Source organism: Streptomyces sp. NPDC049837 (genome assembly GCF_040674455.1).
Classification (GTDB): Bacteria; Actinomycetota; Actinomycetes; order Streptomycetales; family Streptomycetaceae; genus Streptomyces.
This window is the reverse complement of record NZ_JBFAMP010000003.1, coordinates 306,208-319,557: the sequence shown is the minus strand read 5'-3', so window position 1 is coordinate 319,557 and position 13,350 is coordinate 306,208. Positions and strand designations below refer to the sequence as shown.

General features: G+C 71.4%; 11 protein-coding genes. All 11 read right to left on the bottom strand.

Going from position 1 to position 13,350, the window contains the following annotated elements:
* Nucleotides 1-83: 83 nt before the first annotated feature.
* Genes AB0J57_RS09350 through AB0J57_RS09300 form a run of 11 tightly spaced genes read right to left on the bottom strand, consistent with a single transcriptional unit; the run spans nt 84 to nt 13,348 of the window.
* Nucleotides 84-1,322: a cation:proton antiporter gene (locus tag AB0J57_RS09350; RefSeq protein WP_366127428.1), complete on the bottom strand. Its 1,239-nt coding sequence runs from the start codon at nt 1,320-1,322 to the stop codon at nt 84-86.
* 4 nt (nt 1,323-1,326) lie between these two features.
* On the bottom strand, nt 1,327-1,812 hold the full coding sequence (locus AB0J57_RS09345) for a TrkA C-terminal domain-containing protein (RefSeq protein ID WP_366127427.1): 486 nt from the start codon (nt 1,810-1,812) through the stop codon (nt 1,327-1,329).
* Nucleotides 1,813-1,829: 17 nt separating this feature from the next.
* A complete protein-coding gene (gene glgB / locus AB0J57_RS09340; protein ID WP_366127426.1) occupies nt 1,830-4,019 on the bottom strand; it encodes a 1,4-alpha-glucan branching protein GlgB in 2,190 nt (729 codons plus the stop codon).
* Nucleotides 4,016-6,094, bottom strand: coding sequence for an alpha-1,4-glucan--maltose-1-phosphate maltosyltransferase (locus AB0J57_RS09335; protein WP_366127425.1), 2,079 nt, complete (start codon nt 6,092-6,094; stop codon nt 4,016-4,018). Before AB0J57_RS09335 ends, glgB begins: the two co-directional genes overlap by 4 nt.
* Before the next feature lie 31 nt (nt 6,095-6,125).
* Complete coding sequence (locus tag AB0J57_RS09330) at nt 6,126-6,893, bottom strand: AAA family ATPase (protein ID WP_366127424.1); 768 nt, start codon at nt 6,891-6,893, stop codon at nt 6,126-6,128.
* A 21-nt stretch (nt 6,894-6,914) separates the two neighbouring features.
* Nucleotides 6,915-8,171: a SpoIIE family protein phosphatase gene (locus tag AB0J57_RS09325; RefSeq protein WP_366127423.1), complete on the bottom strand. Its 1,257-nt coding sequence runs from the start codon at nt 8,169-8,171 to the stop codon at nt 6,915-6,917.
* Between the two features lie 6 nt (nt 8,172-8,177).
* Entirely contained in the window at nt 8,178-8,675 is a 498-nt protein-coding gene (locus AB0J57_RS09320) for an ATP-binding protein (RefSeq protein WP_366127422.1), read from the bottom strand.
* Nucleotides 8,676-8,689: 14 nt separating this feature from the next.
* The gene (locus AB0J57_RS09315) at nt 8,690-9,001 is read right to left on the bottom strand and encodes an STAS domain-containing protein (RefSeq protein ID WP_366127421.1); all 312 of its coding nucleotides are present in this window, start codon (nt 8,999-9,001) and stop codon (nt 8,690-8,692) included.
* A complete protein-coding gene (glgX, locus tag AB0J57_RS09310) occupies nt 8,998-11,166 on the bottom strand; it encodes a glycogen debranching protein GlgX (RefSeq protein ID WP_366127420.1) in 2,169 nt (722 codons plus the stop codon). The genes AB0J57_RS09315 and glgX overlap by 4 nt, the downstream gene beginning before the upstream one ends.
* Nucleotides 11,163-11,504, bottom strand: a complete 342-nt coding sequence (locus AB0J57_RS09305; protein ID WP_366127419.1) for an STAS domain-containing protein — start codon at nt 11,502-11,504, stop codon at nt 11,163-11,165. Before AB0J57_RS09305 ends, glgX begins: the two co-directional genes overlap by 4 nt.
* Entirely contained in the window at nt 11,501-13,348 is a 1,848-nt protein-coding gene (locus AB0J57_RS09300; protein WP_366127418.1) for an AGE family epimerase/isomerase, read from the bottom strand. The genes AB0J57_RS09305 and AB0J57_RS09300 overlap by 4 nt, the downstream gene beginning before the upstream one ends.
* Between the last annotated feature and the right edge of the window lie 2 nt (nt 13,349-13,350).

The following is a 13,350-nucleotide window of genomic DNA, read 5'->3' as shown; positions in this document are numbered from 1 at the left end:
TGCGCAAAGGCCGCCGCCCCGGCGGTCCACGCCGGGACGACGGCCCTGACGGCCACGTCGCCCTGCCGAGCGGCTACGAGGCCTCAGTCCCGTACCGGCACCGGCTCGGGCTCGGCGCCCGCCACGGGAGCGGACGCCGGCGCGGAGGCGACCCCCCGCCGCTGAGCCCGGCGGCCCGACACCCACATCGCGACCGGCTCGGTGAACCGCGCCGCCACCGGCCCGAACACCACCAGCAGCAGCACGTACGCCGTCGCCAGCGGCCCCAGCGCGGGCTCCACGCCCGCCGCGACCGCCAGCCCCGCGATGACGATGGAGAACTCGCCCCGCGCCACCAGCGCACCGCCGGCCCGCCACCGCCCGCGCTCGCCGATCCCGGCGCGCCTGGCCGCCCAGTACCCCGTACCGATCTTCGTCAGGGCCGTCAGCAGCGCCAGCACCAGCGCGGGCAGCAGCACGGGCGGGATCGTCGCCGGGTCCGTACTGAGCCCGAAGAAGACGAAGAAGACCGCGGCGAACAGGTCCCGCAGCGGCATCAGCAGGTGGTGCGTGTTCTCCGCGACCTCCCCGGACAGCGCGATGCCCACCAGGAACGCCCCCACCGCCGCCGACACCTGGAGCTCCTGGGCGAACCCGGACACCAGCAGCGTCAGGCCCAGGACCACCAGCAGCAGCTTCTCCGGGTCGTCGCTGGAGATGAACCGCGAGATGTGCCGCCCGTACCGCACGGCGACGACCAGCACCACCCCGACCGCGCCCAGCGCGATCGCCAGGGTCACCCCGCCCGCCGCCCAGCCGGCACCGGCGAGCAGCGTCGTCAGGATGGGCAGGTACACGGCCATCGCCAGGTCCTCCAGGACCAGCACGCTCAGGATGGCGGGCGTCTCGCGGTTGCCGATCCGGCCCAGGTCGCCCAGCACCTTGGCGATCACCCCGGACGACGACACCCACGTCACCCCGGCCAGCACCACCGCGGCCACCGGGCCCCAGCCCAGCAGCAGCGCGGCGGCGGCGCCGGGCAGGGCGTTCAGCAGGAAGTCGACGACCCCGGCCGGGGCGTGGGTGCGCAAGTGCCCCACCAGGTCACCGGCCGTGTATTCGAGGCCCAGCATCAGCAGCAGCAGGACGACACCGATCTCGGCACCGATCTCGATGAACTCCTCGCTGCCGCCCAGCGGGACGATCCCGCCGTGCCCGAAGACCAGTCCGGCCAGCAGGTACAGCGGGATGGGGGAGAAGCGCACGCGCGCGGCGAACCGGCCGAGCAGCCCGAGGGCCAGCACGACCGCGCCGAACTCGATCAGGAAGACAGCGGAATGCACGGCATCACTTCCGTTCGAGGATGGCGTGCGCCGCGTCGACGCCTTCGCGCGTACCGATGACGATCACCGTGTCGCCGCCGCGCAGCCGGAACTCCGGCCCGGGCGACGGGATGGGGTGCGCGCGGCGCATGACCGCCACGATCGACGCGCCGGTCGCCGTGCGCATCTTCGTCTCGCCCAACTGCCGCCCGTTCCAGTACGAGTCGCCGGTCACCGTGACCCGTTCCGCCAGCAGCCCGAAGTCGCTGGTGTGCAGCAGGTTCGGGTTGTTGTGGCTGGGCAGCAGCGCCTCGGTGAGGGTGAGCGCCTCCGCGCCGGTGAGCCGCATGGAAAGACCGCACGAGTCGGGGTCGTCGTCGTGGTGGACGTTGAGCGTGCGGGTGCCGTCGCGGTGGGCGACGACGGACAGGGTGTCGTGCCGGCGCGTCGTGAGCTCGTACTGCACGCCGATCCCGGGCAGCGGGGTGGTCCTCAGTCGCGGTGCGGGCATGGCTTCTCCAGTCGTTGTCAGCTCTGCGGGCGGAGCCACACGGCGCCCAGCGGCGGCAGGGTGAGCTCCGCGCTCGCCGGCAGCCCCTGCCAGGGCACGTCCTCGGCGCGTACGGTGCCCGGGTTGGTCACGCCGCTGCCGCCGTACGCCGCCGCGTCGGTGTTGAGCACCTCGGTCCAGTCGCCGGACGACGGCAGGCCGACCCGGAAGGCGCCGCGCGCCGACGGCTGGAAGTTGAAGACGCACACCAGCGGCTCGCCCGGCCCCGCGTACCGCAGGTAGGAGTACACGTTGTCCTGGGCCGCGTCCGCGTCGATCCAGCGGAACCCCTCGGGCCGGGTGTCCAGGCGCCACAGCGCCGGGTCCGCGAGGTAGTGGCGGTTGAGGTCGCGCACCAGGTCGCGCACCCCCGCGTGCGGGGCGTACCGCGCAAGCCGCCAGTCCGGGCCATGGTCGTGGGACCACTCGCTGTCCTGGGCGAACTCCTGTCCCATGAAGAGCAGTTGCTTGCCGGGGAAGGACCACATCCAGGCCAGGTAGGCGCGCAGGTTGGCGAACTGCTGCCAGCGGTCGCCGGGCATCTTGCCGAGCAGCGACCCCTTGCCGTGCACGACCTCGTCGTGGCTGATGGGCAGCAGGTAGTTCTCGGCGTACGCGTACATCATCGCGAAGGTCATCGCGTGGTGGTGGTACTGGCGGTGCACGGGGTCGTTGGCCATGTACGACAGCGAGTCGTGCATCCAGCCCATGTTCCACTTCAGCCCGAAGCCGAGCCCGCCCCGGTCGGTGGAGCGGGTCACACCGTCCCAGGCCGTGGACTCCTCGGCGATGGTGACGACGCCGGGGCAGCGGCGCTGCACGGTGGCGTTCATCTCCTGGAGGAACTCCACCGCGTCGAGGTTCTCCCGCCCGCCGTACGCGTTGGGCAGCCACTCGCCCTCGCGGCGCGAGTAGTCCAGGTACAGCATCGAGGCGACCGCGTCGACCCGCAGGCCGTCGACGTGGAACTCCTCGCACCAGTACACGGCGTTCGCGACCAGGAAGTTGCGGACCTCCGTGCGCCCGTAGTCGAAGACGAGGGTGCCCCAGTCGGGGTGCTCGCCCCGGCGCGGGTCGGGGTGCTCGTACAGCGGCGTGCCGTCGAACCGGGCGAGCGCCCAGTCGTCCTTTGGGAAGTGCGCGGGCACCCAGTCGACGATCACCCCGATGCCGGCCTGGTGGAGCCGGTCCACCAGGTACCGGAAGTCGTCGGGGGAGCCGAGCTTCGCCATGGGCGCGTAGTAGGAGGAGACCTGGTAGCCCCAGGAGCCGCCGAAGGGGTGCTCGGCGGGCGGCAGGAACTCGACGTGCGTGAAGCCCAGCCCCTTGACGTAGGCGGGCAGTTCATGGGCGAGCTCGCGGTAGCCGAGCCCCGGCCGCCAGGACGGCAGGTGCATCTCGTACACGCTCATCGGCGCCTCGGTGGCGTCCCGCTCACCGCGCCGGCGCATCCAGTCGCCGTCGTTCCAGCGGTACGCGGAGGCGTGGACGACCGAGGCGGTGCCGGGCGCCGGCTCGGCCGACGTGGCCAGCGGGTCGGCCTTCTGGATCCAGCGGCCGTCGGGGGTGAGGATCTCGTACTTGTAGCGGCAGCCGGGCTCCGCACCCGGCACGAACAGCTCCCACACGCCGCTCGCGCCGAGCGACCGCATCGGATGGGCGGCGCCGTCCCAGTGGTTGAGGTCGCCGACCAGGCGTACGGCGCGGGCGTCGGGCGCCCACACGGCGAAGGCGGTGCCGCGTACCGGGCCGTGGCCGGACTCGTGGTCGCGGACGTTCGCGCCGAGGACCCGCCACAGCTCCTCGTGGCGGCCCTCCCGTATCAGGTGCAGGTCCAGCTCACCGAGTGTCGGCAGGTAGCGGTAGGGGTCGTCGTACGTGAAGACCTCGTCCCCGTAGCGGGCCGCGACCCGGTAGTCGGGGATGTCCGCCCCCGGGAGGGTGCCCGAGAAGACGCCCCCGCCCTCGTGGGCCAGCTCGGTGATCGGCTCGCCGGACGGGGAGGTGAGCGTCACGCCCCCGGCCAGCGGGCGCAGCACGCGCACCGTCACCCCGGCCGGGCCCGGGTGCGGCCCGAGGAGGGCGTGCGGGTCGCTGACCTCGCCGGTGGTGAGGCGCTTGAGGTCGGTGGCGGCCAGCGCGGATATGGCGCTCAGGTCCCTGGTCACTTCCTGTTCCCGTCCGTGAAGATGTGGGCGACCTGCCGGCGCGGGTCGAGGCGTACGTAGTTGGTGCGGCCCCAGGTGTAGGTGGCGCCGTCGTCGGAGAGCGCGTCGTGGACCGTGAACGTCTCGGTCCGCTCCAGCCCGAGCGCGGGCAGGTCCAGCGAGACGGTCGTCTCACGGACGGTGTGCGGGTCGAGGTTGAGCACCACCAGCACCCAGTCGTCCCCGTGCCGCTTGGAGAAGCAGACCACCGCGTCGTCGTCGGCGCGGTGGAAGCGCAGGTTGCGCAGTTGCCGCAGCGCCGGGTGGGCGCGGCGCAGCTCGTTGAGGGTGCGCAGCAGCGGCGCCAGTGAGGTGCCCGCCGCCTCCTCGGCGGCCCAGTCGCGGGGCCGGTACTGGTACTTCTCCGAGTCCAGGTACTCCTCGCTGCCGGGACCGGCGGCCACGTTCTCGCACAGCTCGAACCCGGCGTAGACGCCCCAGGTGGGGGAGGCCATGGCGGCGAGGACGGCCCGCACGGCGAAGGCCGGGCGGCCGCCGTACTGGAGGTAGGCGTGCAGGATGTCCGGGGTGTTCACGAACAGGTTGGGCCGCAGGTAGGCGGCGGTCTCCTCGCCGCCGAGTCCGGCCAGCTCGGACAGGTAGGACTCCACCTCGTCCTTGGAGTTGCGCCAGGTGAAGTAGGTGTACGACTGGTGGAACCCGACCCGGGCCAGGGCGTGCAGCATGGCGGGGCGGGTGAACGCCTCGGCGAGGAACAGGACGTCGGGGTCGGTGGCGTGGACCGCCTCGATCAGCCGTTCCCAGAACGCCACGGGCTTGGTGTGCGGGTTGTCCACGCGGAAGATCCGCACGCCGTGCGCCATCCAGTGGCGCAGGACGCGCAGGCACTCGTCGTGCAGCCCGTCGGGGTCGGTGTCGAAGTCGATGGGGTAGATGTCCTGGTACTTCTTGGGCGGGTTCTCGGCGTACGCGATCGATCCGTCGATCCGGTGCCTGAACCACTCGGGGTGCTCCTTGACCCACGGGTGGTCGGGGGAGCACTGGAGCGCGAAGTCCAGGGCCACCTCCATGCCCAGTTCGCGGGCGCGGGCGACGAAGGCGTCGAAGTCGTCGAGGGTGCCCAGGTCGGGGTGGATCGCGTCGTGGCCGCCGAAGGCGGAGCCGATCGCCCAGGGCGAGCCCGGGTCGTGGGGGCCGGGCGTGAGCGTGTTGTTGGCGCCCTTGCGGTGGGAGGTGCCGATGGGGTGGACGGGCGGCAGGTACACCACGTCGAAGCCCATCGCGGCGACCGCGTCCAGCCGCCGCGCCGCCGTGCGGAACGTGCCGGAGCGGGGCGGTTCCACCTGCCCGTCCGGGCCCGGCCCGGCGGGGACGACGGCGCCCTCGGAGCGGGGGAAGAACTCGTACCAGGAGCCGTACAGGGCGCGTTCGCGGTCGACCCGAAGCGGCAGCTCGCCCGACGAGGTCACCAGCTCGCGCGGCGGCCGGGCCGCCAGCAGGCGGGTCACCACGGGGGCGAGGGCCGCGGCGTGCCGTTCCGCCACGGGCAGGGCGGTGTCCCGGAGCCGGGCGGCGGCTTCCGTCAGCGGGGCGCCCTCGGCGGCCGGGAACGCCCCGGCGGCCCGCTCCAGGAGCGCGGCGCCCTCCTGGAGGACCAGCTCCACGTCGATCCCCGCCGGGACCTTCACCTCCGCGGTGTTGCGCCAGGTCGCCACCGGATCGGTCCACGCCTCCACGCGGTAGGTCCAGTCGCCCTCCCGGTCCGCCGACACGTGCGCCGCGTACCGGTCGGTGCCGGGGGCGGTCAGCCGCATCGGCGTCCACGGGCCGGGCTCACCGTCCGGGCCGGTCAGCACCACGTTCGCGGCCACCGCGTCGTGCCCCTCCCGGAACACGGTCGCGCTCACCTCGAACACCTCGCCCGGCACGGCCCGCGCGGGCCGCCGCCCCGCGTCCACACAGGGCCGCACGTCCACCACGGGGATGCGCCCGACGGTCGGCGCGAAGCCCCGGGTGGGCGCGGCCGCCTCGCGGCTCGGCGCGTTCCGTCGTTGCGTCCTGCCCTGCATCGTCATGCCTCCTGAAGACTCCTGGAAGGGCGCCGGTTCACCGGCGTATCGCGGTGGTGCCGTTGCTCACGGCGGAGATGATCCGGCGGTAGCCCGCCACCAGAGGGTGGTGCGGGTAGGCCGGGCTGAAGAGCCGTTCCCCGGCGAGGGACGCCATCTCGGGGGCGTACGGCAGGACGGCCGTGATCTCCGTGGCGTACGCGGACTCGACCTCCGCGCGCATCCGGTCGTTCACCACGCCGTCCGGCACCATGCTCAGCGCCACGCTCACCCGTACGCAGCCGAGCCGCCCCGCCAGCGCCATCGTCTCGCCGGCGCCCGCGAGGTCGAGCCGGTCGGCCCGGGTGACGATCACCAGCGCGTCGGAGCTGGCCATCGCCGTCACGGTCTCGTTGTTGAACCCGGCGTGGGTGTCGAGCAGCAGCACGTCGAGGGCGAGCAGGTCCATCAGCCGGTCGAAGCCCTCGCGCAGCAGGCCGACGTCGTAGCCGCGCCCCATGATCTCGTTGATGCCGGCCGCCCCGCTCCTGGCCGGTACCAGGAAGACGCCGTCGTGGCCGACGTCCGCCCGGCAGGGGTAGGCCGCGTCCTCGATCTCGCAGTGGCCGATCAGGTAGTCGGCAAGCGAGCGGCGGACGGCGGGCACGGTGTCACCGAACATCAGGTCCAGGGCGGGTGTCTGGATGTCCGTGTCCACGAGCGCGACCCGGCGCCCCGCGGAGGCCAGGAGCAGCGCGAGGTTCGCGGCCGTGCTGGACTTTCCCGTACCCCCTCGGTAGGAGTGCACGGTGATGATCTGCGACATGGTCCCATCCGGTGAATCGGTCTAGTGATCGTCCTGGCCGTCTTCCGGCAGGCGCCAGTGGACGGCCATCATGGTGATGTCGTCCGACTGCTCGGACGGGCCGACGAACTCGCTCAGCACCCCGTCCATGTGGTCCAGCAGCTCCTCGCCGCGCACCGCCGCCCGCGCCAGCTCCGCCAGCAACCGCTCGTCGCCGAAGAACCGCCCCGACATCGACCGGGCCTCGGTCACCCCGTCCGTGTAGACGAACAGGGTGTCGCCCGGGCCGATCTGGGCGTACCCCAGCGAGAAGGTGCCGTCGGGGATGACCCCGACGGCCGGGCCGGTGGGTTCGAGCAGCACCGGGTCCTTGCCCTCGCCGCTCACCAGGACGGGCGGGTTGTGGCCGCCGTTGATGTAGACGAGGTTGCCGGTGAGCGGGTCCAGGACGCCGAAGAACATGGTGGCGAAGTAGCCCTGCCTGATGTGGTTCCTGGTCAGGTAGTTGTTGGTGCCCACCACGGCGTTGAGCAGCGGGGTCGCGCCGACGACCGGGATGGCCCGGCTCTGCTCCCGCCAGCCGGTCTCCTCGCCCAGCAGGTCGGCCGCGATCAGGCTCTGCAGCCCGCTCTGCTCGGCGGTGTGCCGCAGCAGGCTGCGGATGAGTGCCATGAACAGCGCGGCGCCGACGCCCTTGTCGCAGACGTCGGCCACGACCAGCGCGAGACGGCGGTTGTTGACCAGCTCGAACACGTCGTAGAAGTCGCCGGCGACGGTCCTGGCGGGACGGAAGCGGACATGGATCTCCCAGCCGTCGGGGTTGGGCAGCGACTCGGGCAGGAAACCCATCTGGATCTCCCGTCCGATCTCCAGCTCCCGCTCGTAGCTGAGCAGTTCGGCGCGGGCGGTGACGTCCTCCATGGTCCGGGTGAAGTTGGCCCGCTCGTGGCAGTCGCGCAGCCGGGCCCGTACGAGGTCCGGGTAGAACGGCGGCACCAGGTAGTCGGAGCCGGCGTGGATGTGGCTGCCGAGCAGGTGCAGGTCGTGCTCGGCGAACGCCACCACGGTCGGCCGCTGGCCCTCGTCGTCCAGGCGGCGCGCCACCGCGCGCACGGTGTGCGGTGACAGACCCGCGTACGCCAGCAGGACCTCCGTGGCGGGGAGCTGCCCGTGCTGGACGACCAGCACGTCCGCGGGGGTCCTGATCCGTACCACCGCGCCCACGCTGTCCAGCGCCTTCAGCAGCTCCGGCGGCGCGCTGCGGTGCTCGTCCAGCAGCAGCACATTGGTCTGGAGCATGTCACCTCATCCCGTCCCGGGGCCGGTGGCGGCGGCCGACCGGCGCATCACCAGGGTGCTCACGTTGCGGCCGGCCACCAGCTCGTACTCGAAGGAGTCGACCGCGGTGAAGGCGAGGAACACCCCGAGCCCGCCGATCTGCCGCTCGGCGAGCGGCACGTCGAGCGCCGGGGGGCGCATGCCCTGGCGCGGGTCGAACGCCGGGGCGTCGTCCTCGAAGCGCACCCACACCTGGTCCGGGTCGATGCCCCCGTCCACGGAGATCTCCCCGGCGGCGCCCCGGTAGCCGTGCATGACGATGTTGGTCGCCAGCTCGTCGGCGGCGAGCCGCAGCCGGTACACGGAGCTCTCCGGCAGCGCGGCCCGCGCCCCGAGCCCCAGCACGAACTCGGCCACCCGGTCCAGGCACGCCAGCCGCGCCGGAATCCGCAGCGCGTCGGGCGTGCCGGAGCCGGTTCCGGCGGACGGGCCGGACGGTGACGCGGCACCGGAGTCGAGCGCCATGTCTCCTCGCCCCCTCAGGCGTCGATCAGGTCGATGCTGTGGTCGAACCCGGCCAGCCTGATGGTGTGGGCGACCGGCTCGGTGGCGCCGACGACGGCGATCCTGACGTCGTCGCCCATCTTCTGGCGGGCGAACACCAGGGACCGCAGCCCCGCGCTGGACATGTACGAGAGCTTCTCGGCCCGGATCACCAGCTCGATCGACCCGGCCGCGGCGGCCTCGTCGATGGTGTCGTGGAAGCGGCCGGCGCTGGAGGCGTCCAGCTCGCCGGTGAGTTCTATCGTCGCGACCCGCTCGTTGACCCTGAGCCTCACGTCGAACGTCACGGTGCCATCTCCTTCTGGGTTGTCGGTACGGGGCGGCCGACGAGGATCACGGCCGAGTGCGGGCCCAGGTGGTAGCGCCCGGGGTGCTCCAGCAGGGGCTCCTGCCCGAGCGGGTGCATGCCGTACGGCATCAGGGCGCCCGTGTCGGCGAACAGGTGCCAGGCCTGGCCGTCCGGGAGTTGCGGGAGTTCCATGTCGTGGGGCTCCCAGTGGGCGTTCACGGCGACGTACACGTGGTCGTCGGGTACCCCGCCCTTGGCGTGCCGGCCGCACCGCATCAGGGCGACGACCCGGCAGTGGTCCGCCCAGTCGGGGTGCCAGGCGCGCACCCCGTGCCAGCTCACGTCCGGGTAACCGCTGCCCATCGAGTCGACACCGCGCGGGTGCTCGGTGTTGCGCAGCACCGGGTGCGCGTGCCGGAAGGCGATCAGGCCGCGGGTGAACTCCAGCAGCTCGGCGTTGGCTTCGACCAGGCCCCAGTCGAACCACGACAGCTCGTTGTCCTGGCAGTAGGTGTTGTTGTTGCCGAGCTGGGTGCGGCCGACCTCGTCGCCGGCCAGGATCATGGGGACACCCTGGCTGGTGAGGAGGATGGCCAGCATGTTCTTCATCTGGCGCATCCGCAGGTCCCGCACGTGCGGGGAGGCGCTGGGGCCCTCTTCGCCGCAGTTCCAACTGTAGTTGTCGTTGGCGCCGTCGTTGTTGCCCTCGCCGTTGGCCTCGTTGTGCTTGTCGTTGTACGAGACGAGGTCGTTGAGGGTGAATCCGTCGTGCGCGGTGACGAAGTTGATGGACGCGGCGGCGCCCCGGCCCCAGTACAGGTCGGGCGAGCCGGCCATGCGGGTGGCCAGCTCACCGGCGACGCCGGGCTCGCCCTTGATGAACTTGCGCACCGCGTCGCGGTACTTGCCGTTCCACTCCGACCAGCGGCCGTAGTTGGGGAAGTGCCCCACCTGGTACAGCCCGGCCGCGTCCCACGCCTCGGCGATCAGCTTGGTGTGCCGCAGGACCGGGTCGTAGGCGAGCTGCTCCAGCAGCGGCGGGTTGGGCAGCGGGGTGCCGTCCGGGGCGCGGTCGAGGATGGCCGCCAGGTCGAAGCGGAACCCGTCGATGTGGTACTCGGCCACCCAGTGGCGCAGACAGCCCAGCACGAAGTCCCGCACGACCGGGTGGTTGCAGTTGACGGTGTTCCCGGTGCCGCTGAAGTTGTAGTACTGGCCGTCCGGCGTGAGCATGTAGTACGTGGCGTTGTCGAGCCCGCGGAACGAGATCGTCGGCCCGTACTCGTTGCCCTCGGCGGTGTGGTTGAACACCACGTCCAGGACGACCTCGATGCCCGCCCTGTGCAGCTCCTTCACCAGGGACTTGAACTCGTCGGCCTGCATGCCGAACCGGCCCGTGGCCGCGTAGCCGGCCTTGGGCGCGAAGAAGGAGACGGTGTTGTAGCCCCAGTAGTTGTGCAGCCGCTCGCCGGTGACCGGGTTGGTGCGCGGGTTGTCCAGCTCGTCGAACTCGAAGACGGGCAGCAGTTCGACGCAGTTGATGCCCAGTTCCTTCAGGTACGGGATCTTCTCCCGCAGCCCCGCGTACGTCCCCGGCGCCGTCACGCCCGACGAGGGGTGCCGGGTGAAGCCGCGCACATGGGTCTCGTAGATGACGAGGTCCTCGGTGGGTATGCGCAGCGGGGTGTCGTCGCCCCAGTCGAAGTCGTCGTTCACCACCTGGGCGCGGTACTGGTAGACGTTGCTCCAGTCCGGCTCCTTGCCCCACACGTCGCGGCCCGAGACGAGCCGGGCGTAGGGGTCGCTGAGCACCCGGCGGGCGTCGAAGCGGTCGCCGGTCACCGGGTCGAAGGGCCCGTCGGCGCGGAAGCCGTACTCCAGGTTCTCCAGGTCGAGGCCGAACACCGTCATCGCGTACACGCTGCCGGTGCGGAACTCGGCCGGAAATTCCAGCTCGGCGGCCGGCTCGGGCGCGCCACGCTCGAAGAGCACCAGGCTCATCGAGGTGGCGCGGTCGGAGTAGACCGAGAAGTTGACGCCGCCCGGCACCGGGGTCGCCCCGTACGGGAAGGGCCGCCCGGCCCGTACCCGGTAGCCGGCGATCCGGTGCGTGGGGTAGGCGTCGACGCGTTCGCGCATCTCCGTGGCGTCCCGGGGGCTCATCGGGCCGCCCGCTCCAGCTCGGAGTCCACGTCCTCACCGATCTGGAAGAAGTCCAGGAAGCCGGTGGCGTTCATGACGAAGGTGACCTCCTCCGACAGTCCGACGAGGGTGATCCGGGCGTTGAGCTGCTGGGCGCGGCGGTGCACGATCAGCAGCGTGCGCAGCCCGGCGCTGGAGACGTAGGAGACCCCGGTGAGGTCGACGAGCACCTCGGCGCCCTGCCGGATGAACGGCAGCAGTTGGGCCTGGAGGCCGCCGGAGGTGGTGCTGTTGATCTCTCCGTCGAGGGCGATGACGGTGATGTCGCCCTCGGAGCGCGAGTTCACCTTGACGGTCATCCGGTCACCTCCGTACGGGCCCGGGGAGCCAGCCGGACCTTGACCTTCACGCGGCCCGAGGTCTCGGGGAGCGTCACGGTCAGGGCGTCGGCGTCGAAGTCGGTGTGCGGCTCGCCCTCGATGTCGACGGACTCGATCCGCACCGAGCCGGGCGGCAGCAGGTCGGGCGCGACCCGCAGCAGCCGGCCGTCCAGGTCGGACGGGTCGGGCTTGAACCAGAAGTCCATGGCCTTGCCGCCCACCAGCAGGTTGTTGTAGACGGCGGCCAGGTAGCACAGCTCCGCCGAGTGGTACATGCTCATCGAGTGGCTGCCCTTGAGCCGCTCGACACCCAGCAGGTACGGCAGGCCGTTGGCCAGGGTGTTGAAGTAGACGGCGCCCTCGTCGTGGTCGAGGAAGAAGGCGTTGTAGAAGGACTGGGCGTCGCGCGCCTCGTCGCGGAAGTCCTCCCGGCCCGTGATGCCGTGCAGGATCAGGTACGCGAGGATCGCCTGCTCCTGCTGCCACCAGGCCTTGCGGTCGTGCCAGGCGAAGCGGAAGTGCTCCTCGCCGGCCTGCTTGATCCGCTCGACCACGTCGTACCAGCCGCCGCGCTGCCGGTCGGCGCCCACGTCGGGCATGGTCTCGCCGATCGAGGCGGCCATCTCCAGGTACTCGGGCTTGGGGCGGAGGCTGTGCATCCGCATCAGGTTCCAGGCGATCTTCAGGTTGTGGCCGACGACCGCCCGGTTCTGCTGCCAGCCGTGGGTGGTGTCGTGTGACCAGTCCTGGTGGAACCGCTCCTGCACGAAGGGGCTGTTCTTGGGGTCGGGGAACCGCTCGACGATGGTGTCGAAGGTGTACTCCAGCATGTCGGCGTAACGCTTCTCGCCGGTCGCCAGGTAGAGGTTGATCAGGTAGGCGGGGGCGTGGTCGCCGACGGAGTTCCAGTTCTTGCGGGCCTTGTTCGGGCCGAGGGACTCGTGGTGCGGACTGAGCAGGATCGGGTCGATGTGCGAGAAGTACCCGCCGTGCTCCGGGTCCAGGTAGAAGCGGTCGAACAGCCGGATCGTGGCGTCGGCGTCGTTCCTGATCCGCGGGTCGCCGGTGACCCGGTACGTCTGGACCGGCCCGGCGAGCGCGTAGATCTGCTCGTACGCCGGCAGCGCGTCGTAGTCGTCGGAGAACTCCGAGGTGAACAGCTTCTTCTCGATGTCGCCGTCGATGGACAGACCGTGGTACCAGTACACGACGTTCTCGTCGGTGTCGACGAACCGCATGTGCTCGCGCAGGTACTCGGTGCCGCGCTCGGCGACCTCCAGGTACTCGTCCTCACCGGTCAGCAGGAACGCCGACGCCATGCCGTACACCAGCCGGGAGATCGTGTCGGTCTCCTGGACGTGGCTGGCGGTCTTCTCGCCGCCGAGGCGGATCTCCGTGCGGTACTGCTCGAAGTCGACCGGCCCGTCGCCGAACTGGGCCTTGCGGTAGAACGCGGCGATCTCCCGGATCTGCCGGATCCACCAGCCCGCCTCCTCGAAGCGGAAGTCGTCGCCCTGCCGGCCCACGAAGACCAGCCGCTTGGCCTCGAACCGCAGCCGCTCCTCGGTGGGGTAGAAGATGCCGTACGCGAGGACGAACGTGCCCTCCTGGAGCATGTCGTCGATGTGACCCGAGGCGTCCTGGTACGGCTCGCCCAGGTTGTGCAGCAGCTCGGCGCTCGGGCCGCCGTCCAGGGATATCCGGAACTCCGTGCCGCCCGGCGTGATGACGGTGACCACCCGCGCCTCGCGGTCGAAACCGGTCACCCGGCCCGCGATGGTGTCGGAGAACGTGAAGTTCACCGTGTCGGAAGCATTCGTCATGG

What these genes read in the sequence shown, in the direction of transcription:
- AB0J57_RS09320 (WP_366127422.1), bottom strand. Translation starts at nt 8,675, where the DNA reads ATGGCGCTCGACTCCGGTGCCGCGTCACCGTCCGGCCCGTCCGCCGGA.
- AB0J57_RS09335 (WP_366127425.1), bottom strand. Translation starts at nt 6,094, where the DNA reads ATGACGATGCAGGGCAGGACGCAACGACGGAACGCGCCGAGCCGCGAG.
- AB0J57_RS09330 (WP_366127424.1), bottom strand. Translation starts at nt 6,893, where the DNA reads ATGTCGCAGATCATCACCGTGCACTCCTACCGAGGGGGTACGGGAAAG.
- AB0J57_RS09325 (WP_366127423.1), bottom strand. Translation starts at nt 8,171, where the DNA reads ATGCTCCAGACCAATGTGCTGCTGCTGGACGAGCACCGCAGCGCGCCG.
- AB0J57_RS09300 (WP_366127418.1), bottom strand. Translation starts at nt 13,348, where the DNA reads ATGACGAATGCTTCCGACACGGTGAACTTCACGTTCTCCGACACCATC.
- glgX (WP_366127420.1), bottom strand. Translation starts at nt 11,166, where the DNA reads ATGAGCCCCCGGGACGCCACGGAGATGCGCGAACGCGTCGACGCCTAC.
- AB0J57_RS09345 (WP_366127427.1), bottom strand. Translation starts at nt 1,812, where the DNA reads ATGCCCGCACCGCGACTGAGGACCACCCCGCTGCCCGGGATCGGCGTG.
- AB0J57_RS09305 (WP_366127419.1), bottom strand. Translation starts at nt 11,504, where the DNA reads ATGACCGTCAAGGTGAACTCGCGCTCCGAGGGCGACATCACCGTCATC.